This is a genomic window from Kitasatospora sp. NPDC056327, assembly GCF_042261735.1.
In the GTDB taxonomy this organism is placed as follows: domain Bacteria; phylum Actinomycetota; class Actinomycetes; order Streptomycetales; family Streptomycetaceae; genus Kitasatospora.
Genome location: NZ_JBHJRC010000089.1, coordinates 1 through 21,522 on the forward strand (window position 1 = coordinate 1; position 21,522 = coordinate 21,522).

A 21,522-nucleotide genomic window follows, 5' to 3' on the forward strand; every position below is an offset into this window, starting at 1 on the left:
GGGCGCCCGGCGGGTGCCGGCCTCCCGCTCCGGACGCCACTCCCCGTGGCCCGGCCGGGGGACCCCTGGGGGCAAATCACCCGTATCGGGATCTAAGCACACCATTCCCGGGAAATGCCCGACGCGCCGCCGACATGCGCGGCGCGTCCCGGCCCGCGTCCTAAACAGGAGTCCCCACCCGCTACGACTCCTGGGAGACCGGATGACCATCGCCCCCGCCCGACTGTCCGACCCGACCGTGCGCGCGGCCGTCACCGCGATCAACGCCGGCGACCGGCAGGCCTTCGTCGACCTGCTCGCCCCCGACGCGACCATGGCCGACGACGGCTCCGACCGCGACCTCGGGCAGTGGATCGACCGCGAGATCTTCACCGTCCGCGGCCACATGGACGTGCAGACCGAGTCCGCCGGCGGCCGCGCCCTGGTCGCCAACTTCACCAACGAGACCTGGGGCGAGATGCGCACCGCCTGGCGCTTCACCGTCGACGGCGGCCGGATCAGCCGCTTCGAGACCGGCCAGGCCTGACCCCGGGGCCCGCCGCCGTCAGGACACCCCGAGACACTCCCGCACCGCCCTGATCAGCGTGCGGGAACGGGCGTCCCCGGTGACGCCGGGCTGCATGCCGTTGGTCACGTAGCCGAAACCGATCCCGAGCTCCGGGTCGGCGAAGCCCAGCGAACCGCCCCGGCCGGGGTGGCCGAAGCTCGCCGGCGAGGCCATCGGCGAGGTCGGGCCGTGCCGGAAGAAGCCCAGCCCGAAGGACGAGTCGACGATCAGCACCCGGTCCGGGCCGCTCACCGCGGGCCCGGCCGCACGGGCCAGCACCCCGGGCCCGAGCAGCGGCGGCAGCGTACCGCCGCCGCTGCCGTGCCGGTCCGCCGCGCCGATCAGCGCCGCGTAGAAGCGGGCCACCGAGCGCGCGGTGCCGATCCCGCCCGCACCGGGTATCTCGGCGGCCTGCACCGCCGGGTCGTTGAGGTACACCCCGGGCCGCACCGAGGCGAACGCCCGGGCGGTCAGCGAGGCCGGGTCCTGGTAGGCGTCCCGCACGGACTGCTTGGCGCGCAGCCGCAGCCCGCCGGGACCGGTCCCGGCCGACCGCGGGGCGGGCAGGTCGACCAGCCGGCCGACCCGGGGCGCGGCACCGGCCGGGAGCCCGATCCACAGGTCCAGGCCGAGCGGCCGGGCGATCTCCTCGGCGAAGTACCGGCCGACGCTCCGCCCGCTGACCCGGCGCACCACCTCACCGACCAGCCAGCCGAAGGTGTACGGGTGGTACCCGTGCGCGGTGCCCGGCTCCCAGGCGGGCGCCTGGGCCGCGACCGCGGCCACCGCCCGCTCCCAGGTGAGGACGTCCTCCAGCCGCAGCGGCACGTCCAGCGCCGGCACCCCGGCCCGGTGCGACAGCAGCCAGCTCACCGGCACGCCGCCCTTGCCGGCCGCCCCGAACTCCGGCCAGTACGAGACGACCGGGGCGTCCAGGTCGAGCTGTCCGCGCTCGGCGAGCAGCAGCGCGGTGGCCGCCGTCATCCCCTTGGTGACCGAGCGCAGCACCTGCGCGGTGTCCGCCGTCCACGGCACCGCCGGCGCGGGCCGGCCACCGACCTCGGGCCGGGCGTCGCCGCCCCACAGGTCGACCACCTTGCGGCCGCGGACGTACAGCGCGAACGCCGCGCCCAGCTCCCCGTACTCGCGGAAGTTGCGCGCGAAGGCCTCCCGCACGGGTTCGAAGCCTCCGGCCGTCTCGCCCCAGATCTCCACCACCGCGTGCCGTCCTCGCCGTTCGTACGTTCGTGAATCGCCCGGAAACCCTAACCTGTGGGTCATGACCACTCCCGCCGGGACCGATCCCGCCGCCGAACTGCTGGACGTCGTCGACGAGCACGACCGGGTGACCGGGACCGCGCCGCGCGGGGAGGTGTACCGGCGCGGGCTGACCCACCGGTGCGTCTCCGTCCTGGTCCGCGACCCGGCGGGGCGGATCTTCGTGCACCGGCGCACCGCCACCAAGCTGTTCGCCCCGGGCGCGCACGACATGTACGTCGGCGGCGTGGTCGGCGCCGGCGAGACCTACCGGGAGGCCGCCGTCCGCGAGGCCGAGGAGGAGCTGGGCGTGAGCGGCATCGTCACCCGCCCGCAGTTCCGCTTCCTGTTCCGCGGCGACGGCCTCGCCTGGTGGTGCGACGTGCACGAGGCCGAGTGGGACGGCCCGGTCGCGCCGCAGGAGTCCGAGGTGGCCTGGCACGGCTGGCTCACCCCGGCCGAGCTGGCCGAGCGGCTGGCGCGCGACGAGTTCGCCCCGGACGGCCGCGAGGCCTACCGCCGCCACCTGGAGCGCGGTCCGTCGCGACCGGCCGGATAGGCTGGCGCGCATGGCATCCCGCACGCCGTCGGCCCCCTCCCCCGCGCCCGCGCGCAGCGACCGCCCGGAGCGTGAACGGCCGCGCCGGCGCCTCAGCGTGGACGAGCGGCGCGAGCAGCTGATCGCCGTCGCGCTGGAGCTGTTCAGCCACCGGCCGCCGGAGGAGGTGTCGATCGACGACATCGCCGCGGCCGCGGGCGCCTCCCGGCCGCTGGTCTACCACTACTTCCCGGGCAAGCAGGCGATCTACGAGGAGTCGCTGCGCCGGGCCGGCCGGGAGCTGTCCGGCCGCTTCGAGGAGCCCGCCGAGGGTCCGCTCTCCGAACGGCTGTACCGGGTGATGGGCCGGTACCTGGACTTCGTGCAGAGCCACGGTCCCGGGTTCGCGGCGCTGCTGCGCGGCGGCTCGGTGACGGCCGGCAGCAACGCCTCGGCGGTGATCGACGAGGTCCGGCAGGCCGCGTACGACCAGATCCTCGGTCATCTGGCGCTCCCGGCGCCGAGCCCGGGGCTGCGGCTGACCGTCCGGGCCTGGATCGCCAACGCCGAGATCACCTCGCTGGAGTGGCTGGCCGACCGCTCGGTGCCGCTGGAACGGCTGCAGCTGCACCTGGTGCAGGAGTTCGTGGCGGCGCTCACCCTGACCGCCGCCCGGGAGCCCGCGCTGGCCGCCGAGCTGGCCGGCTTCTTCGCGGGTGAGCGGCCGGAGGGTCCGACCGGGCGTCTGGTGCGCGACCTCGCGGGCCTGCTGGCCGTCCCCGAGCTGGCCGGCACCCTGGCCGCGCTGGCCGGCGGGCCGGCCGGGGAGGGCCCCACCGACGGGGCCGGTGCCGGCTCCGTCTCCGGGGCCGTCACCGGGAACGACGCAGGGAACGATGCCGACGGCGGGGCCGCCGCCGGGGAGAGCGGCTGACCCCCGGCGGCAGGTTCTGCCGCGTCGGCGGCCTCTGATAGGAATGTGGACGGATCCGACGGCCCGCCGGTCGCCCCGGACCGGGTTCCGCGGACCACCGAACGCACAGCGCACAGAGCGGGGGGCTCAACAGTTGACCCAGGACGGCCAGTTCGGCGCGGAGGCCGGCCCCTTCGCGGCCGCCGAGCGCATCTCCGCGACACTCGGCAGCCTCACCGACGCCCTCTTCGGCGCCCGGACCTCGCGCCACCCGGCGGCCGCGCTGACCGCCCTGCGGGCCGCCGCGCACCCGGCCGCCGAGGCCCTGTTCCACCTGCCGCTGGCGCCCAACGGCCCGGTGCACACCGCCGTCGACCGGCTCGGCACCGTGATCACCGCGGGCACCGCCCGGCCGGGCACCGGAGCCGCGCTCGCCCCGCTGGTGACCGGTGCGCTGCCGGCCCGCTACGGCGTGACCGGCCCGGTCCGCGGCGCGGCAGGCTCCCCCGCGGCGCTCACCGCCGGACACCTCGAACTGCCGGTCACCGGTGAGCCCGCCGACCCCAAGCTCCGCCCCTCGTTCAGCGCGCCGCTGGCCGCACTGGCCGCCGGCCGGCAGACCCGGCAGCCCGTCGAACTGCCCACCGGCGCGGGCGCCGAGGTCCGGCTGGTCGTCCCGCCGGGCTTCCACGCGCTCACCTCGCCGGAGGGCCCGCCCGGCGTCTCCGCCCGGACCGTGCCCACCGGCCCGGCGGAAGGCCTCCCGGCCGGTCCCCCGGCCGACCCGGCCACCCGCGCGGCCGCCGCCGGACTGGCCGACCACCTGGCCGAGACCGCCGAGGAGCTGTTCAGCGGGACCGGCCCGGCCGAACGCCGCGACTTCGCGCTGATCACCGCCGCCCTCGCCGACGCCGTCACCGCCTCCGGCACCGTCTACGCGGGCGTCGGCGCCCTCCACGTGGACGGCCGCCCCGCCGACGCGACCCTGACCGTCTCGCTGGCCCGCCACCCGCTGCCGATCACCGGACTCGCCACCGAGCTGGCCACCCTGCGCCGGCACGCCGAGGTGTGGACGGTACTGCTGCCCGCCGGACCGGCCGCCGTGCTGGTCGAGGGCCGCAGCGTTCCGGTGCCGGCCCCGCTGGCCGCCGACGGGGTGCGGCGCTGGGCGGTCACCTCGGTGGTCGAGGCGTTCGTCCCGCTGCCGGACGGCGTCTCGGTGCTCTGCGTGCAGCTGACCACCGCCCAGCCGCAGGACTGGGAGCTGTACACGGACGTCTTCGCCGAGCTGCTGCGGAGCGTGCAGTTCGGCTGGGACGGCGTGCCCGGCGTCCCGGTCGTCCCCCCGCCGCCCCTCGCGGACCCCGCGCCGCTCCCGGCCCCGGCCCCGCCGCCCGCCGACCCGGCTCCGGTCGCGGCACCCGCACCAGCCGCACCCGGGCCGGGGACCGTGGCCGCGGCTGCCGCCGTGACCGCGGCCGAGGACGCCACCCCGCTGCCGGTCCACCTGCGCGGCACGCCGGTCCGCATCCCGCCGGCCGACTTCAACCCCTTCGCCCCGGTCGCCGACCCGACCCCGGCCCAGCCGATCCTGGTTCCCGACGACACCGGGGCCCGGAACGCCGGACCGGCGCAGGCGGGACCGGCGGAGGCGGGCGGGGCGACCCCGGCCCGCCCCAAGGGCACGCCGGTGGCGGTCCCGCCGCCGGACTTCGACCCCTTCGGCATCCTCGGCGCCCCCGCCGCCGAACCCACCCCCGGACCGGAGACACCAGAACCCCTCAAGGGCACGCCGGTGACGGTCCCGCCGCCGGACTTCGACCCCTTCGGCATCCTCGGCACCCCCGCCGCCGAACCCACCCCCGGACCGGAGACACCGCAGGCCGCCCCGGCCGCCGACCCGTTCGGCACGGTGACCGCCGCCGACCGGCCGAGCGACCCGTTCGGGACCACCCTCCCGTCCCAGCGGCCCGCCGCCGTCCCGCCGCGGCCCGGCACTCCGCCCGCCGTCCCCGCGCCCGGGGCCGGAACGGCCGCACCCGTCAAGGGCACCCCGGTGACTGTCCCGCCGCCGGACTTCGACCCGTTCGCCCCGCAGCCGGACGCCGCCCCGGCCGCACCGCCCGCCGGCGCCCCGGAGCACGACCCCTTCGGCTGACCCCGGCGGCCCCGCCGCCGCCCGGCCGCCCGGTGGTCCCGACCGCCGGGCGGCCTCGCCACGACCGGCCGCGCCCGGGCCCGGGCCTGCCCGCGGGCGCCGACCGGTGGGGCCCCATTGCCAGCCGACGGTCCGCTCCCTACCCTCGGCACAGGATCCTCCGCGGCACCCCGACGGCCCGAGGACCGGTTCCGCGCCACCCCAAGGCCCGGAGCCCGCAGCTCCACGCACCTGACACCTCCCCACGGGTAACGGGGCGTCCGGGCCCGCGGCCCGGGGCCCCGGGACAGGAGCAACATCCATGCGCAGACGTCGGACCGCCCTGCCGCTGCTGGCGGCCGGGTCCCTGCTCGTCCCCCTGCTCGCCGCGGCCCTCCCCGCCGCCGCGAGCGCCGCCGACGGCCCGGCCGCACCGCGGGCCGCCGCCGCGGGCGCCCTGACCGCGTCCCTCGTCACGGGCCGCGACTGGGGCAGCGGCTACGACGGCAGCTATGTCATCGCCAACACCACCAACGCCGCGGTCAACGGCTGGACCCTGGAGTTCGACCTCCCCGCCGGCCACAACATCGCCGGTCTGTGGAACGCCCCGTACACCCTGTCGGCCTCCCACGTCACGGTGAAGAACCCCGGCTGGGCCGCGCAGCTGCCGATCGGCGGCAGCTACACCGTCGGCTTCAACATCGCCTACACCGGCAGCTACCGGCCACTGCTCAACTGCAAGGTGAACAACAAGCCGTGCGACGGCAGCGGTGACGACCAGTCACCGCCCACCGTCCCCGGCGGCCTCACCGCCGGCACCGTCAAGCGGACCACGGCGGCCCTCTCCTGGACGGCGAGCACCGACAACGTCGGCGTCACCGGGTACGACGTCTACCAGGACGGCACCAAGGTCGCCACCACCGACAGCGCCACCACGGCCGTCACCGTGCAGGGCCTGACCGCCGGAACCACCTACCGGTTCACCGTGCAGGCCTTCGACGCGGCCGGCAACCGCTCGGCCGCGGCGGGCCCGCTGAGCGTCACCACTCCCCCGCCGATCGACGACCGGGAGCCGCCCACCGCACCGGGCACCCCGGCCGTCACCGGCACCGACTCCGGCTCGGTCTCACTGAGCTGGGCGGCGAGCACCGACAACGACGACGTCACCGCCTACGACATCACCGCGAGCAACGGCGTCGTCGTCACGGTCGCCGGCACCTCCGGCACGGTCCGCGGCCTGGCCCCGGACACCGAGTACACCTTCACCGTCAGGGCGCGCGACGCCGCCGGCAACGTCTCGCCGGCCTCCGGCCCGGTGACCGGCCGCACCGGGAAGGGCCCCGGCGGCGCGCTGAAGATCGGCTACTTCACCCAGTGGAGCGTCTACTCCCGCGGCTACAGCGTGAAGCAGCTCGACACCTCGGGCTCGGCCGGCCGGCTCTCGGTGCTCAACTACGCCTTCGCCAACATCCACCCGACCACCAAGCAGTGCTTCCTCACCAACAAGGCGGCCGGCCCGGAGAGCGACCCCAACGCGGGCGACGGCGCCGGTGACGCCTGGGCCGACTTCGGCAAGAACTGGGACGCCGGCAACTCCGTGGCCGGCACCACCGACACCTGGGAGCAGCCGCTGGCCGGCAACTTCAACCAGCTGAGGCAGCTCAAGGCCAAGTACCCCAACCTCCGGACGCAGATCTCGCTGGGCGGCTGGTCGTACAGCAAGTGGTTCTCCGACGCGGCGGCCACCGAAGCCTCCCGCCGGGCGCTGGTCACCTCCTGCATCGACATGTACATCAAGGGCAACCTGCCCGTGATCGACGGGCGCGGCGGCGCGGGCAGCGCGGCCGGCATCTTCGACGGCATCGACCTCGACTGGGAGTGGCCGAACTCCGACGGCCACCCGGGCAACGTCTTCCGGCCCGCCGACAAGGCCAACTACGTCCTGCTGGCCCAGGAGTTCCGCCGCCAGCTGGACACCCTGGGCGCCGCCACCGGCAAGCACTACACGCTGAGCGCCTTCCTCCCCGCCGACCCGGCGAAGATCGCCGCCGGCATCGACGTCCCCGGCCTGTTCGGCGCCTTCGACTTCGCCACCATCCAGGGCTACGACTACCACGGCGGCTGGGAGACCGTCACCAACCAGCAGTCCGGCGTCAAGGTCGCCGCCGGCGACCCCAACCCGCCGGCCCGGCAGTTCAGCTCGGAGGTCGCGATCGGCGCGTACGTGAACGGCGGAGCCCCGAAGAGCAAGCTCACCCTGGGCATCCCGTTCTACGGCCGCGGCTGGACGGGCGTGCCGCGCGGCACCACCAACGGCCTCTTCCAGTCCGCGACGGGCCCCGGCCCCGGCACCTACGAGCCTGGCTTCGAGGACTACAAGAGGCTCAAGCAGATGGCCGCCGGCGGCGGCTACACCCTCTACCGGGACCCGGTGGCCGGGCACGCCTACATCTACAACGGGAACGTGTTCTACACCTACGACGACCCGGTCGAGATCGCCCGCAAGACCGCCTGGATCAAGTCCCAGGGGCTGGCCGGCGCGATGATCTGGGCCTTCGACGGCGACACGCCGAACGGCGAACTGATGGCCGCGGTGGACAACGGCCTGAAGTAGTCCCGCCCGTGCGGACCCCGGCCCGCCGCGCGTTCAGCGCGCGCGGCGGGCCAGGTGCACGACGTCCGGCACGCCCCGGGCCACCACGACCTCGCGGCCGGTCACGTCCGTGAACCCGGCGGCCCGCAGCGCCTCCTCGAAGGCCGCGGACGGCTGCGCGCTCCACACCGCCAGGACCCCGCCCGGCTCCAGCCGGTCCCACAGCGCCGCGAGCCCCTGCGGCCCGTACAGCCCGGCGTTGCCGTCGGTGACGGTCCAGTCGGGGCCGTTGTCGATGTCCAGGCAGAGCGCGTGGTGGCGGGGGACGTCCGGCGAGGCCAGGTGCTCCAGCAGGTCGGTGTGCAGCACCTCGACCCGCGGGTCATCCAGCGCACCCGCCGAGAAGGCGGCCAGCGGGCCCTCCCGGTGCCAGTCGATGACCGCGCCCTCGCGCTCCACGACGGCGATCCGCCCCCAGCGCGGCTCGGCCGCCGCGTGGGCCAGCGAGAAGCCGACGCCGAGCCCGCCGATCAGCACCGACGGCCGCTCCACCGGGCCGGTGCGGTCCAGTTCGTCCAGCGCGGCCCGCACCAGCAGCCGCTCGGAGCGCCCGTCCGCGGTGTCCATCAGGAAGCAGCCGTTGGCGATGATCTCGTAGTGCCCGCCGCGCCGCCGCAGCACCACCTCCCCGAAGGGTCCCTCCCGCCGGTCGAGGGTCACGACGGCGGCGGAGCCGTCCCGGTCGGGCGGTGCGGTGGTCATGCGTCGGTTTCCTCTGCGCTGCTCGGGGACACGGAAGCGCGGGCCCGCGCACCGGCAGCCCCGGGGGCCGGCGGACCGGGTCACCCGCCCGACAATAGCCCAACCCTCGCCGGACGCCCCGGGTTTATCCGGTGGCCAGCACCCCTGCGTAGGACACCCCCGCCACCACCACCCAGGAGCCCAGCCCGAGCAGCGCGATCCGGCCGCCGGTGCGCACCATGGTCGGCAGGTGGACGGCGCTGCCGAGCCCGAACAGCGCGGCCGCGAGGAGCAGCTCCTGGGCGTCCCCGGCGAGCACCAGCGCCCGCTCGGGGAGCACCCCGGTGGTGCGCAGCGCGACCATGGCGAGGAACCCGGCGACGAACAGCGGCACGAGCGGCGGCCGCTTCCCCGCCACGGGGGTCGTCCCGGCCCGCCGGCGGGCCCGCCGGGCGGCCACCGCGACCCCGGCGACCAGCGGCGCCAGCAGGACCACCCGCATCAGCTTGACCAGCACCGCCTCCCGCAGTGCGCCCGCCCCGCCGCCCTGCGCGGTGGCGACCACCTGCCCGACGTCGTGCACGGACGCGCCGACCCAGCGTCCGAAGCCGGTGGGGTCCAGGCCGAGCGGGTGCTGGAGCAGCGGCAGGACGCCGATCGCCAGGGTCCCGCAGAGGGTGACCAGCGCGACCGAGGCGGCGACGTCCTCCTCCTCGCTGCCGGCGGCCTGGCTGACCGCGCCGATCGCCGAGGCCCCGCAGATCGAGTAGCCGGTCGCGACCAGCAGCGGCTGGTCGCCGGGAAGTCCGAGCCGGCGCCCGAGCCAGAGGGTGCCGGCGAAGGTCGCGGTCACCACAGTGAGCACCATCGCGACGGTGGCCCAGCCGAGGCCTAGCACGTCGTCGAGGCTCAGTTTGAGGCCGAGCAGCACGATGCCGAGCCGCATCAGCCGCTTGCCTGCGGTGGAGAGCCCGGGCCGGGCCACCCCGCGGACCACCGGGCGCAGGCCGGGCAGGTGGGCGGCGGCGACGCCGAGCACCACGGCGGCGGTGAGGCTGGGCACGGCGGGGACGGCCCGGTGGACGGCCAGCGCGGCGGCCACCCCGAGGACGGCGAGCAGCAGGCCGGGGGTGTCGCCGCCGAGCGGGGGCAGGGTGCGGGCGCGCGGGGTCCGGACCGGGCGGTCCCGGAGGGTCAGTGCCATCCGGGGCTCACCGCGGCCCGTCGGCGGGCAGCCGGTAGACGCGCCGGATGCTGGTGCCCAGCCGGGAGACGTCGGCGCCGTACACGTGGACGGAGATGGCGGTGGCGGCGCCCGCGTTGCGCACGAGGTGGATGTCGCCGGGCGGGGCGAAGGCGGCGACGGTGCCGGCCGGGCCGGTCTGGTGCTCGGTCTCGACGAGGTGGGCGGTGCGTCCGTCGGAGACCAGCCGGTAGCGGGTCTCGCTCTCCTGGCCCTGGTGGACGCCGGCCACGCACCAGGAGACGTGGTCGTGGACCGGGGTCCGCTGGCCGGGGAGCCAGACCAGGGCGACGACGGAGAAGGAGCCGTCGTGCTCGGCGTGCAGGACGTGCTGGCGGTAGCCCCCGGGGTCGCCCTCGCGCTGCGCGCCGGTGAGCAGCCCGGTGTCGCCGAGGTGCGGGGCGAGCCGTTCGCCGACCAGGTAGGCGGTGAGCTCCGGCGGCAGGCCGCGGTCGACGACCGCGCGGATCTCGCCGACGAGGGCGGTCATGCGCTCGGTGAGCCGGCCGCTGCCGACCGTGGCTGACGTTGTCATGCCCGCAGGCTCGCCCCGGCCGACCCATCACGTCCAAGGAGGGTTCTTTCGCTCTTTCCCCATCACCGCTTATGGATCGCGGCGGGGTCAGCACCCCACCCGGGCGGCGGCGGCCTGCCGCAGGTGGTCCAGGACCAGCGCGGTCGCGGGGATCCGCCGGTGCTCGCGGAGCACGTACGCGCTGACCTGGCGGCGCAGGTGCGGTTCCACGGCGCGGCCGGTGACCTTGCGGTGGCACATGAAGGAGAGCACCAGCGCGGGCATCAGGGCTATCCCGACCCCCGCCGCGACCAGGCTCTGCACGGCGAGGTTGTCGTCGGTGGAGAACACGATGTCGGGCGCGAAGCCCTCCTCGGCACAGACGTGCAGCAGGTTGGCCCGGCAGCGCGGGCAGCCGGCGATCCACCGCTCGCCGTCGAGGTCGGCCAGCCGCACGGCGTGCCGTCGCCCGAGGGGGTGGCCGACCGGCAGCAGGACCGTCAGCAGGTCCTCCATCAGCGGGACCTCGTCCAGCCCGTCCGGCACCCCGGCGGGCGCGCCGGGGTAGCGGAAGGCCAGCGCGATGTCGCACTCGCCGCGGAGCAGCCGCTGCACCGAGTCCGGTGGCTCGGCCTCCAGGAGTTCGACCCGGACGCCGGGGTGCTCGGCGAGCAGCCGGGCCATCGCCTCGGGTATCAGGGTGGCGTTGGCGCTCGGGAAGGCGCACACCCGGACGCGTCCGGCGCGCAGCCGTCCGAGTGCGGCGAGCTGCTGCTGGGCGGCGGAGAGGCTGCCGAGGATCTGCTCGGCGTGCCGGGCGAGCGCCTCGCCGGCCTCGGTGAGCCGCAGTCCGCGCCCGGCCCGGGTGAACAGCGACAGGCCGACGGTGCGTTCCAGCGCCTTCATCTGCTGGGTGATGGCGGGCTGGGTGTAGCCGAGCTCGCGCGCCGCGGCCGAGTAGGAGCCGGCCCGGACGACCTCATGGAAGGTCCTGATGTGCCGTGAGTCGAACACGGGCTCCACTGTTCCTCCGCCCTGCCGGCCGCCGTCGTCCGGCAATCATAAGCAGAGTTTGGAGGAAGGGATCGGGGCCCCGGTCGTACCTATGGTTTACCTGCGAACCGCGGGCCCCGCGCCGCCACTGCGGCCCCACCGTGCCCATCCCCCGGTGTGCCCGTCCCCGCCGTGCCCGTGCCTCGCACCGTGCCCGTCCCCGCCGTGGCCGACGGGTCACGGCCGGGCCGACGGCGGCACCCCGGTCGCCACCTCGGCCGGGGCCACCGGCGCCCCGCCGCGGGCGCTCGGACTGCGCCGGGTGCGCCGCTCGACCCAGTGGGCGAACCAGGAGAGCAGCAGGCACATGCCGATGTAGACCGGCGCGATCACCATCACCACCGGGATGAACGGCAGGTCGTAGTCCAGGTTGGTGGCGATCAGCTTGCCCGCGTGCAGGAACTCCTCGTAGGTGATCAGGAAGCCCAGCGAGGTGTCCTTGAGCGCCACCACCAGCTGGCTGATGATCGCCGGCAGCATCGCCCGGGCGGCCTGCGGCACCAGGACGTACGCCATCACCTGGGTCTTGCGCATGCCGAGCGCGAAGGCCGCCTCCCGCTGCCCCTTGGGCACCGCCAGCACTCCGGCCCGGAAGACCTCGGCGAGCACCGAGCCGTTGTAGAGCACCAGCCCGGCCACCAGCGCCCAGAGCGGGGCGACCTTCAGGGCGACGAAGATGAAGAAGATCATCACCAGCAGCGGCATGGCCCGGAAGAACTCCACCACCAGGGTGGACAGCCACCGCACCACCCGGTGGTCGGAGAGCCGCCCGACGGCGAACAGCGCGCCGAACGGCAGGGCGAACAGCACCGTCCAGCCGAAGGCCTTCAGCGTGTTGGCGAGCCCGCGCAGCAACAACTCCTGGACGCCCTCGTACTGGAAGGCCGTCCACTTGGCCGCGGTGAACTGGTCGGTGTGGAAGAGCATGTAGACGATCCAGCCGAGCAGCGCCGCGATCGCCACCAGTGCGAGAGCGCCGTACAGCCGGTGCCGGGCGAGCGCCTTCGGGCCGGGGATGTCGTAGAGCGCCGAGGATTCCGCCGTCATCGCGACACCGCCAGTCGTCGTTCCATGAGGTTGAACACGGCGCTGATGGCCAGGGTGATGATCAGATAGCCGACGGCGATCCAGACGAACGTCCAGATGATGCTGTAGCCGAGCTCGTTGATGGTCCGGTAGGTGCCGAGCAGCTCGGTGACGCTGAAGGAGCCGGCGATCGCCGTGTTCTTCGCCAGGGCGATCATGACGCTGCCGATCGGGGCCACCACCGAGCGGTACGCCTGCGGAAGCACCACCACGCCCATCGTCTGGCCGAAGGTCATACCCAGGCTGCGCGCCGCCTCGCCCTGTCCGACCGGCACGGTGTTCACCCCCGCGCGCATCGCCTCGCAGACGAACGCCGAGGTGTAGCAGCCGAGCGCGAGCACCGCGAAGGTGAAGAACGGCAGGGTGATGTCGAAGCGCGGCAGGCCCAGCACCACGATGAAGAACAGCAGGGTCAGCGGGGTGTTGCGCAGCAGCGTCACCCAGGCGGTGCCGAACACCCGCAGCGGCTTCACCGGCGACACCCGGAAGCTCGCCATCAGCACGCCGAGCACCAGCGAGAGCACGGCGCTCACCGCGAACAGCGAGAGGGTGCCGAGGAAGCCCTCCCAGTAGGTCGACCAGTTGTCGGTCAGCGTCTTCACAGCCCGGCCCTCCCTCAGTACCGGTCGATCGGCGGCGGGGCGGGCGCGGGCTCCCCGGACAGTCCGAGGGTCGCGTCGTACGCCTTCTTCCAGTCGCCGTTCGCCTCGTGGTACGCCAGCGCGTCGTCGATCGCGTAGCGCAGCACGTTGTCGTTCTTCGGCACGCCGATCCCGTACGGCTCCTGGGAGAACAGCGGCCCGACCACCTTGAGCTCGGTCGGCGCCTTGGCCGCGTAACCCAGGAGGATGGTGTTGTCGGTGGTGACGGCGTCGACCTGGCCGGTGATCAGGTTGTCCACGCAGGCCGAGTAGGTGTCGTAGCCGATCAGCCTGGCCTGCGGGTACTGCTTCTGGATACGCTGGTACGGGGTGGAGCCGGACGCCGAGCAGACCTTCTCGCCCGCCAGGTCCTCCGGGCCGTGGATGTCCGTGTTGCTCTTGCGCACCAGCAGCGACTGCCCGGCCATGAAGTACGGCCCGGCGAAGCCGACCAGCTTCTTGCGGTTGTCGTTGATGGTGTAGGTGCCGACGTAGTAGTCGACCTGGCCGTTCTGCAGCGCGGTCTCGCGGTTGGCGGAGGCGATGGTCCTGAACTCGATCCGGTCCGGGCCGAAGCCGAGGTACGCGCCGACCATCCTGGCGATCTCGATGTCGAAGCCGGAGTACTCGCCGGTGGCCGGGTTCTTCTGCCCCAGGTAGGGCTGGTCCTCCTTGGCGCCGACCACCAGGTGCCCGCGCTCGCGGGCCGCGTCCAGCGTCGGTGAGCCGGTGACCGGGGCGGTGGTCGCCACCTGGTACGTCGGCAGCGAGCTGGGCTGGGGTCCCTTCGGCGGCGGGGTGCCGGGCTTGCCGCAGCCGGCCGTCAGCAGGGCCGTCGCGACGGTCACGAGGATCACGGTCTTCTTCACGGGCCCGGCCTCAGTGCTTCAGGATCTTGGAGAGGAAGTCCCGGGCGCGCTCGCTCTCCGGGGCGCCGAAGAACTCCTCCGGTGCGCGGTCCTCGACGATCCGACCGTCGGCCATGAAGACCACCCGGTTGGCGGAGGCACGGGCGAAGCCCATCTCGTGGGTCACCACGACCATGGTCATGCCCTCGTGCGCCAGTCGGCGCATCACGTCCAGCACCTCGTTGATCATCTCGGGGTCGAGCGCCGAGGTGGGCTCGTCGAACAGCAGCGCCTTGGGATCCATCGCCAGCGCCCGGGCGATCGCCACCCGCTGCTGCTGGCCGCCGGACAGCTGGGCCGGGTACTTGTCCGCCTGCTCGGCCAGCCCCACCCGTTCCAGCAGCGCCCGGGACTTGGCGTCGGCCTCCGCCCTGGCCCGCCCGCGCACCTTGACCTGCGCCAGCGAGACGTTCTGCAGCACGGTCTTGTGCGCGAACAGGTTGAACGACTGGAAGACCATCCCGACCTCGGCGCGCAGCCGGGCCAGTCCCTTGCCCTCCTCGGGCAGGGGCCGGCCGTCGATCACGATCGAGCCCGACTCGATGGGCTCCAGCCGGTTGATGGCCCGGCAGAGCGTCGACTTCCCCGAGCCGGAGGGCCCGACGACCACCACGACCTCGCCCCGGCCGACGGTCAGCTCGATGTCCTGGAGGACGTGCAGCGCCCCGAAGTGCTTGTTGACACCGCGCAGCTCGATCAACGGGGCGAAGCCGCCGGCCCCGGGTGCGGACGGCGGCTCGGCGGCGGTGCTCACCGTCCGCGCCGCCCCTTCAGCAGCCACCCGAGCGCCGCACCGGCGATCAGGGTGGCCAGCAGGGCGATCCACAGCGGGGCGGTCACGGTGAACACCCAGAACTGGATCTGCACCCGGTCCAGGTTGGCGAAGAGGAACCAGAGCGAGAGCACGACGATGACCCCGATCCCGATGTACCGGGTGGGGATCCCGCCGATCTCGCTGCGCTTGGCCCCCGAGGAGCCGTCCGAAATCTTGGTCACCCGAGCAGTCTGCGGGTGATTGGTGCGCTTTGCCCGGTTACGCGCCCGGGAGTAACCCACACGGGGCAATCCCGCCCCGTGCGGGTTTACCGCCCGGCACCCTCTGCCGCGTCACTCTCCGTCCCAACGGCCGCCACCCCGGCACCCTCCGCCCCGGGACCCGCCGCATCTGTCCCCGCCCCGGGACTCCCCGCCCCGGGCGCCTCCGCCCCGGCACCGCCGGCCCTCACCGCTCGTCCCGCCAGGACCGCCACAGCGCCGCGTACGGACCGCCGGCCGCCACCAGCTCGGGATGGCTGCCGTACTCGCTGATCCGCCCGCCCTCGACCACCGCGATCACGTCCGCGTCGTGCGCGGTGTGCAGCCGGTGGGCGATGGCGATCACCGTCCGCCCCTCCAGCACCCGGGAGAGCGAGCGCTCCAGGTGCCGGGCGGCCCTCGGGTCCAGCAGCGAGGTGGCCTCGTCCAGCACCAGGGTGTGCGGATCGGCCAGCACCAGCCGGGCCAGCGCCAGCTGCTGCGCCTGCGGTGGCGTCAGCGCCGTCCCGCCGGACCCGACCTCGGTGTCCAGCCCGGCCGGCAGCGCGTCAGCCCACTCCCCGGCGTCCACCGCGTCCAGGGCCCGCCGCAGCTCGGCGTCGTCGGCGCCGGGCGCGGCCAGCCGGAGGTTGTCCCGGAGCGTCCCGACGAAGACGTGGTGCTCCTGGTTGACCAGCGCGACCTCGGCGCGCACCCGCTCGGCGGGCATCCGCGACAGCGCCGCCCCGCCGAGGGTCACGCTGCCCCGGCCGGGCGCGTAGATCCCCGCCAGCAGCCGGCCCAGGGTGGACTTGCCCGCCCCGGAGGGTCCCACCAGCGCCACCCGGCTGCCCGGGGCGACGTCCAGGCTGATGCCGTGCAGCACGTCGACGCCCTCGCGGTAGCCGAAGCGCACGTCCTTCGCCTCGACCCGCCGGCCGCTCGGACGGGCCCCGTCGTCGTCCTCGGCCTCCGGCACCTCGTGGACGCCGACCAGCCGGGCCAGCGAGGCCTGACCGATCTGCAGCTCGTCGTACCAGCGCAGGATCAGGTCCACCGGCGCCACCAGCGCCTGGGCGTACAGCACCCCGGTGGTCAGCTGACCCACCGTGATCCAGCCCCGCAGGGCGAACAGCCCGCCGAGCACCAGCGGACCGAGCACGGCCAGCGTGTACACCGCGTCGATGGTCGGGAACCAGGCCGAGCGCAGCCAGAGGGTGTACCGCTCCCAGGCGATCCACTCCGCAAGCTTGCGGTCGGTCAGCCGGACCCGCTGCTCGCCCAGCCGCAGCGCCTCGACCGTCCGCCCGGCGTCGACCGTCTCGGCCAGCACGGAGTTCACCGCCGCGTACCCGGCCGACTCGTTGCGGTAGGACTGCGGTGCGCGCCGGAAGTACCAGCGCGAGGAGGCCAGCAGCACCGGCAGGCCGATCAGCGAGGTGAGCGCGAGCAGCGGCGAGGTGACGACCAGGGCGCCCAGCACCAGCAGCAGCGAGACGATCGCCACGGCCAGCTCCGGCACCGCCTCGCGCACCGACTTGTCCAGCCGGTCGATGTCGGTGGTGCCCCGGGAGACGAGGTCGCCCGTCCCCGCCCGCTCCAGGACGCCGGTCGGCAGCGCCACCGAGCGGACCAGGAAGTCCTCCCGGAGGTCGGCCAGCACCCGCTCGCCGAGCACCGCGCCGCGCAGCCGCGACCACCAGGTGAACGCGGACTGCACCGCCAGCGCGGCCAGGTACCACGCCACGGCGACCGTGATGGTGGCACCGGCGGTGCCGGTGGCCAGCGACTCGACGAGGGTGCCGAGCACCCAGGGCCCGACCAGCCCGGCGACGGTGGCCACCGCGTGCAGCCCGACCACCCCCGAGAAGGCGCTCCGGTGACGCCCGGCCAGCAGCCGCAGGTACCCGCGCACGGCGGCGGGCGAGCCGACCGGCAGGGTGGTGGCCGGCCCCTGCTCCTGGTGGACGGGGGGCTTCATGCGTGACTCCTCGGCTGGTTCGGATCGCTCCTCGGTCGTGCTGCCGGCCCCGGGCCGGCCGGCGGGCGGCGGCTCACCGCGGCTCCCCCACCGGCGCCGGTTCCTCCTCGCGGGTGACCACCGCCCGGTAGGCCGGCTCGTCGCGCATCAGCTCGCGGTGGACACCCGTCGCCACCGCGCGCCCGTCGCGGACCAGCACCACCCGGTCGGCCCGGTCGAGCAGCAGCGGGCTGGTCGCGAAGACCACCGTGGTGCGCCCCTCCCGGCTCTCCCGCAGTCCGGTGGCGATCCGGGACTCGGTGTGCGCGTCGACCGCGCTGGTCGGCTCGTCCAGGACGAGCACCGGCGGGTCGGCCAGCAGCGACCGGGCGAGCGCCAGCCGCTGCCGCTGCCCGCCGGAGAGCGACCGTCCGCGCTCGGTGATCGCCGCCGCCATCACGTCGCCCCCGCAGTCCGGGGAGCCGTCCAGCAGCGCGTCCAGCACGTCCTCCGCGCGGGCGGCGGCGAGCGCGTCCGCCGGAGCGACCCGGCCGGAGGCGGGGATGTCGAACAGCGCCGCCAGGGTGCCGGAGAGCAGCACCGGCTCCTTGTCGTGCACCAGCACGGCGGCCCTCGCCTCCGCGAGCCCGACGGCGTCCAGTTCGGTGCCGCCGAGCCGCACGGACGGCTCGGGCCGGCCGCCCTCGGCCACCGGGACGTGCCCGCCGAGCCGTTCGGCCAGCGCGCCCGCGAAATCCGGGTCGCCGCAGACCACCGCGGTCAGCTCCCCGGCCCGGGCGGTCAGCCCGGTGACCGGGTCGTGGAGGTCGGCGCGGGCCGGGTCGGCGAGCCGGCCGGCCCCGGCGCCCTCGGTACGGGCGAGCGAGAGCACCCGGACCGCCCTCCCCGCCGAGACACGGGCCACGCTCCAGGCGTGCGCCGCCTCGCCGAGGACCCGCAGCGGCGAGGCGAGGAAGGCCGTGGCGCCGTAGACCGTGACCAGGGTGCCGACCGAGATCCGCCCCTCGGCCGCCAGCCGGGCGCCGTACCAGGTGATGCCGACCACGAAGATCCCGGGCAGGAGCACCTGCTGGGCCTGCATCAGGGACCAGATCCGGGCCGACCTGACGGCCGCGGCGCGGACCTTCTGGGAGGCCTCCCGGTAGCGCGCCAGGAAGAGCTCCTCGCCGCCGATGCCGCGCAGCACCCGGAGCCCGGCCACGGTGTCGGCCGCCAGCTCGGTGGCCTTGCCGCCGAGCGCGCGCTGCTCGGTGTAGCGGCGCTCGAACGGCCCGAGCAGCGGCCAGACCGAGGCGGCGAGCACCGGTACCCCGAGCAGCACGGCCAGCCCGAGCACCGGCTCGGCGGCCAGCACCGCGGCACCGACCGCGAGCCAGACGACGACCGCCCCGCGCAGCCGGGCGACGAGTTCGACGTACCAGCCGATCTTCTCGACGTCCCCGCTGCCGACCGCGACGATCTCGCCGGTGGCGATCCGCCGGGACAGCCCGGAGCCGAGGTCCGAGGCCTGCCGCGCCACCAGCTGGCGGACCTGGCTCGCGGCGTGGATCCAGTTCCAGACGGCCTGACGGTGCAGCAGGACGGTGCCGAGCGCGGAGAGCGCCGCCAGCACCACGGCGAGCACGCCGGCCCGCCAGAGGGCGCCCCGGTCGCCGTCGACGACGGCCTGGACGCCGAGGCCCACCGGCACCGGCAGGGCGGCCTGACAGCCCATCTCCAGCAGCGACCAGCAGGTGGCCAGCACCTGCCCGCGCCGCTGGCCGCGCTGGAGCCAGCGCAGGAGGGCGAGCGGGGACGAGAGATCGGGACGGCCGGGATCGGTCAGGGGAAGGCTTTTGAGCAGCATGACGCTCCGTTGCGGGGGCGGTACGGGCGGCGGACGCGGAACCGGCCGGGAGAGTCACGGCCGTGGGCTGGTCAGGAGGTCATGGCAGTGAGAGTGCCAACTCGGATGTGACCTGCGCAACAGGTTTTCCGCGCGCCCGGCCGACCACGTAGGGTTGTGCAAGCGCCGATAGCACGCGCCGGAAAATTTCCCTCGGGCCGAGGACGGACCGGGGGACGCCTCCGGTCCGCGCACCGGCCGCGCCGGCCGGAACCGCGGCGACCGCACCCACCGCGGCGGCCGCCGGAACCGGCCGGACGACAAGGACCACAAGGACGACCAGGAGAGGGCACTCCTTCCGTGAGCAACATCCCCAGCGTCACGCTCAACGACGGCACCCGGATCCCCCAGCTCGGCTTCGGGGTCTGGCAGGTGCCGGACGCGGAGGCCACCGCCGCCGTCCGCGCCGCGATCGAGGCCGGCTACCGCTCGATCGACACCGCCGCGATCTACGAGAACGAGGACGGCACCGGCAAGGCGATCGCCGAGGCCCTGGCCGGCGGCCTCGCCCGCGAGGACCTCTACATCACCACCAAGCTCTGGAACTCCGGCACCCGTGACTGGTCCGGCGAGCAGGGCCGCGACGCTGTGCTGCGCGAGTTCGACGCCTCGCTGGAGCGGCTCGGCCTCGACTACCTCGACCTGTACCTCATCCACTGGCCGCGCCCGATGCACGGCAGCTACCTCAACGTCTGGAAGGCGCTGGAGCAGCTGAAGGCCGACGGCCGGGTCCGCTCGGTCGGCGTCTCCAACTTCGGCACCGAGCAGCTCACCCGGCTCGTCGAGGAGTCCTCCCTCCTCCCCGCGCTGAACCAGGTCGAGCTCCACCCGTACTTCCCGCAGGAGGAGCTCCGCGCCTTCCACGCGGAGCACGGCATCGCCACCGAGGCGTGGAGCCCGCTCGGCCAGGGCAAGGAGCTGCTCTCCGAGCCCGCGCTCGCCGCGATCGCCGCCAAGCACGGCCGCACCGTCGCCCAGGTGGTGCTCCGCTGGCACCTGCAGAACGGCATCATCGCGATCCCGAAGTCGGTCACCCCGTCGCGGATCAAGGAGAACCTGGACGTCGCCGGCTTCGAGCTGGACGCCGAGGACCTCGCCGCGATCGCCGGCATCGCCACCGGCACCCGGATCGGCCCCGACCCGCAGGGGTTCGACTGGAACTGACCCGGCGGGCGGCCCGGGCCGCCTGACCCCGCGTCAACGGCGAAGGCCGCCCTCTCCGTCGGGGAGGGCGGCCTTCACCGCGTTGACCTGCGAGAACCGTCACCGGCCCGGGGTCGGCGGGCTCGGGCCGACCGGCGGACGACTGGCGGGCGTCCGACGGGCGGCTGGTGAATCGTTTTGGCTGACCTCCGGGGCGTACCGGCTAGAGCCGGGCCGCCTTGGCGATCAGCGCGAGCGCGGCCTCGTGCTCGTGCTCCTCCAGCGGCGCCAGCAGCAGCCGCTGGACCTCGGCCACACCGGCGGCCGAGCGGTGGAGCAGGTCCTGTCCCGCCGGTGAGAGCGAGAGCAGGTTGCGCCGGCCGTCCGAGGGGTCGCGGCGCCGCTGGACCAGGCCGCGCCGGACCAGCCGGCTGACCATCTCGGCCATCGTGGCCTTGTCCAGCGAGGCCAGCTCGCCCACCGTGCGCTGGTCGGCGCCCGGCTCCAGTTCGAGGGCGTCGAGCACCGCGTACTGCGGCGCCGTCAGCTCCGAACCGACGTGCTCCGACCAGAGCTTGGTGTGCACCTGCTGGCTCACCCTGATCAGGTAGCCGATCGCCCGCTGGGCGTCCAGCATCGGTCGCGCGTCCGTGAGGACGGCGACCTGGGCCGGTTCCAGTCTGGCTATCTTGGCCATCACGCGGACGATCTCCAGCTGCTCCTCCGGTGTGAGCGGCTCGAAGAGCGTGCGCTGCACGCGGACCACTCCGCCGGTGGCCTCACGAACAGCCTGGGCGCCGCTCTGCGAGAGAGCGAGCAGCTTGCGCCGGCCGTCGGCCGGGTCTCGGCGTCGCAGCACCAGGCCACGCCGGACGAGCCGGGCGACCATCTCGGCCATCGTGGCCTTGTCGAGCGAGGCACGCTCGCCGACCGTCCGCTGGTCCGCCCCCGGTTCGAGGGCGAGGACCAGCAGGACAGCGAACTGCGGAGCCGTGAGATCGGCTCCGACGTGTTCGGACCACAGCCGGGTGTGGACCTGCTGTGCAACGCGGATGAGGTGTCCGGGCGACTGCTGCAGTCGCGCGGACACACGGGTCGTCGGGATCTCCCCCAGCACCATGTATCCGTCCCGATGTCACACCCGGTGTGTGTGGGACACCCGGGTGGGGCAGTAACGGCGAGTGGGCGTCCCGCTATGAGGGAGGGCGCTCCAGCCGTGCAGCCGGTGGCTGCTGGCGGACACTATACAAACGGCAGGCCCTCGCTGGCAGGCAGGGGCGGATAGTAGACGCAGGTTCGGCAACATTGGCATATTTACGCGCCGTGCC

The 21,522-nt window shown here is 74.7% G+C and carries 19 protein-coding genes; 6 read left to right on the top strand and 13 right to left on the bottom strand.

Annotated elements, in window-relative coordinates:
• Positions 1 to 202: 202 nt before the first annotated feature.
• Complete coding sequence (locus tag ACFCX4_RS15505) at positions 203 to 526, top strand: nuclear transport factor 2 family protein (protein ID WP_376142564.1); 324 nt, start codon at positions 203 to 205, stop codon at positions 524 to 526.
• A gap of 18 nt (positions 527 to 544) precedes the next feature.
• Here ACFCX4_RS15505 and ACFCX4_RS15510 read toward each other — a convergent pair whose 3' ends face one another.
• Positions 545 to 1,765 carry a serine hydrolase domain-containing protein gene (locus ACFCX4_RS15510; protein ID WP_376142566.1) on the bottom strand — a complete coding sequence of 407 codons (1,221 nt, stop codon included), beginning with the start codon at positions 1,763 to 1,765 and terminating at the stop codon, positions 545 to 547.
• 61 nt (positions 1,766 to 1,826) lie between these two features.
• Between ACFCX4_RS15510 and ACFCX4_RS15515 the strand changes: the two genes are divergently transcribed.
• The 4 genes from ACFCX4_RS15515 (at position 1,827) to ACFCX4_RS15530 (ending at position 8,006) form a co-directional block, all read left to right on the top strand.
• Complete coding sequence (locus tag ACFCX4_RS15515; RefSeq protein ID WP_376142568.1) at positions 1,827 to 2,363, top strand: NUDIX hydrolase; 537 nt, start codon at positions 1,827 to 1,829, stop codon at positions 2,361 to 2,363.
• Positions 2,364 to 2,373: 10 nt separating this feature from the next.
• Positions 2,374 to 3,276 carry a TetR/AcrR family transcriptional regulator gene (locus ACFCX4_RS15520; protein WP_376142570.1) on the top strand — a complete coding sequence of 301 codons (903 nt, stop codon included), beginning with the start codon at positions 2,374 to 2,376 and terminating at the stop codon, positions 3,274 to 3,276.
• 133 nt (positions 3,277 to 3,409) lie between these two features.
• Entirely contained in the window at positions 3,410 to 5,413 is a 2,004-nt protein-coding gene (locus ACFCX4_RS15525; RefSeq protein WP_376142572.1) for a hypothetical protein, read from the top strand.
• A 301-nt stretch (positions 5,414 to 5,714) separates the two neighbouring features.
• Positions 5,715 to 8,006, top strand: a complete 2,292-nt coding sequence (locus ACFCX4_RS15530) for a glycosyl hydrolase family 18 protein (protein WP_376142574.1) — start codon at positions 5,715 to 5,717, stop codon at positions 8,004 to 8,006.
• A gap of 33 nt (positions 8,007 to 8,039) precedes the next feature.
• Here ACFCX4_RS15530 and ACFCX4_RS15535 read toward each other — a convergent pair whose 3' ends face one another.
• The 11 genes from ACFCX4_RS15535 to ACFCX4_RS15585 form a co-directional block, all read right to left on the bottom strand.
• Positions 8,040 to 8,747 carry a spermidine synthase gene (locus tag ACFCX4_RS15535; RefSeq protein WP_376142576.1) on the bottom strand — a complete coding sequence of 236 codons (708 nt, stop codon included), beginning with the start codon at positions 8,745 to 8,747 and terminating at the stop codon, positions 8,040 to 8,042.
• Between the two features lie 124 nt (positions 8,748 to 8,871).
• Positions 8,872 to 9,930 carry a YeiH family protein gene (locus ACFCX4_RS15540; protein WP_376142578.1) on the bottom strand — a complete coding sequence of 353 codons (1,059 nt, stop codon included), beginning with the start codon at positions 9,928 to 9,930 and terminating at the stop codon, positions 8,872 to 8,874.
• Positions 9,931 to 9,937: 7 nt separating this feature from the next.
• The gene (locus ACFCX4_RS15545; RefSeq protein ID WP_376142580.1) at positions 9,938 to 10,504 is read right to left on the bottom strand and encodes a cysteine dioxygenase; all 567 of its coding nucleotides are present in this window, start codon (positions 10,502 to 10,504) and stop codon (positions 9,938 to 9,940) included.
• 87 nt (positions 10,505 to 10,591) lie between these two features.
• On the bottom strand, positions 10,592 to 11,497 hold the full coding sequence (locus tag ACFCX4_RS15550) for a LysR family transcriptional regulator (RefSeq protein ID WP_376142582.1): 906 nt from the start codon (positions 11,495 to 11,497) through the stop codon (positions 10,592 to 10,594).
• Positions 11,498 to 11,713: 216 nt separating this feature from the next.
• Positions 11,714 to 12,583, bottom strand: a complete 870-nt coding sequence (locus tag ACFCX4_RS15555) for an amino acid ABC transporter permease (protein ID WP_376142584.1) — start codon at positions 12,581 to 12,583, stop codon at positions 11,714 to 11,716.
• A complete protein-coding gene (locus tag ACFCX4_RS15560) occupies positions 12,580 to 13,224 on the bottom strand; it encodes an amino acid ABC transporter permease (protein ID WP_376142586.1) in 645 nt (214 codons plus the stop codon). Before ACFCX4_RS15560 ends, ACFCX4_RS15555 begins: the two co-directional genes overlap by 4 nt.
• 14 nt (positions 13,225 to 13,238) lie before the next feature.
• Entirely contained in the window at positions 13,239 to 14,132 is an 894-nt protein-coding gene (locus tag ACFCX4_RS15565; protein ID WP_376142588.1) for a glutamate ABC transporter substrate-binding protein, read from the bottom strand.
• A gap of 10 nt (positions 14,133 to 14,142) precedes the next feature.
• Positions 14,143 to 14,925, bottom strand: coding sequence for an amino acid ABC transporter ATP-binding protein (locus ACFCX4_RS15570; RefSeq protein WP_376142590.1), 783 nt, complete (start codon positions 14,923 to 14,925; stop codon positions 14,143 to 14,145).
• Positions 14,922 to 15,167 (bottom strand): LapA family protein, encoded by a 246-nt coding sequence (locus ACFCX4_RS15575; protein ID WP_376142592.1) that lies wholly within the window; start codon positions 15,165 to 15,167, stop codon positions 14,922 to 14,924. Before ACFCX4_RS15575 ends, ACFCX4_RS15570 begins: the two co-directional genes overlap by 4 nt.
• A gap of 226 nt (positions 15,168 to 15,393) precedes the next feature.
• Entirely contained in the window at positions 15,394 to 17,166 is a 1,773-nt protein-coding gene (locus ACFCX4_RS15580) for an ABC transporter ATP-binding protein (protein WP_376142594.1), read from the bottom strand.
• A 73-nt stretch (positions 17,167 to 17,239) separates the two neighbouring features.
• Entirely contained in the window at positions 17,240 to 19,012 is a 1,773-nt protein-coding gene (locus tag ACFCX4_RS15585; RefSeq protein ID WP_376142596.1) for an ABC transporter transmembrane domain-containing protein, read from the bottom strand.
• A gap of 339 nt (positions 19,013 to 19,351) precedes the next feature.
• Between ACFCX4_RS15585 and ACFCX4_RS15590 the strand changes: the two genes are divergently transcribed.
• A complete protein-coding gene (locus ACFCX4_RS15590; RefSeq protein ID WP_376142598.1) occupies positions 19,352 to 20,215 on the top strand; it encodes an aldo/keto reductase in 864 nt (287 codons plus the stop codon).
• 202 nt (positions 20,216 to 20,417) lie between these two features.
• On the opposite strand, the gene ACFCX4_RS15595 is transcribed toward ACFCX4_RS15590, so the two are convergent.
• A complete protein-coding gene (locus tag ACFCX4_RS15595) occupies positions 20,418 to 21,284 on the bottom strand; it encodes a MarR family winged helix-turn-helix transcriptional regulator (protein WP_376142600.1) in 867 nt (288 codons plus the stop codon).
• Positions 21,285 to 21,522 lie beyond the last annotated feature (238 nt).

Coding starts and splice junctions, on each gene's coding strand:
- ACFCX4_RS15505 (WP_376142564.1), top strand. CDS start 203: ATGACCATCGCCCCCGCCCGACTGTCCGACCCGACCGTGCGCGCGGCC.
- ACFCX4_RS15515 (WP_376142568.1), top strand. CDS start 1,827: ATGACCACTCCCGCCGGGACCGATCCCGCCGCCGAACTGCTGGACGTC.
- ACFCX4_RS15520 (WP_376142570.1), top strand. CDS start 2,374: ATGGCATCCCGCACGCCGTCGGCCCCCTCCCCCGCGCCCGCGCGCAGC.
- ACFCX4_RS15530 (WP_376142574.1), top strand. CDS start 5,715: ATGCGCAGACGTCGGACCGCCCTGCCGCTGCTGGCGGCCGGGTCCCTG.
- ACFCX4_RS15535 (WP_376142576.1), bottom strand. CDS start 8,747: ATGACCACCGCACCGCCCGACCGGGACGGCTCCGCCGCCGTCGTGACC.
- ACFCX4_RS15540 (WP_376142578.1), bottom strand. CDS start 9,930: ATGGCACTGACCCTCCGGGACCGCCCGGTCCGGACCCCGCGCGCCCGC.
- ACFCX4_RS15545 (WP_376142580.1), bottom strand. CDS start 10,504: ATGACAACGTCAGCCACGGTCGGCAGCGGCCGGCTCACCGAGCGCATG.
- ACFCX4_RS15555 (WP_376142584.1), bottom strand. CDS start 12,583: ATGACGGCGGAATCCTCGGCGCTCTACGACATCCCCGGCCCGAAGGCG.
- ACFCX4_RS15580 (WP_376142594.1), bottom strand. CDS start 17,166: ATGAAGCCCCCCGTCCACCAGGAGCAGGGGCCGGCCACCACCCTGCCG.
- ACFCX4_RS15585 (WP_376142596.1), bottom strand. CDS start 19,012: ATGCTGCTCAAAAGCCTTCCCCTGACCGATCCCGGCCGTCCCGATCTC.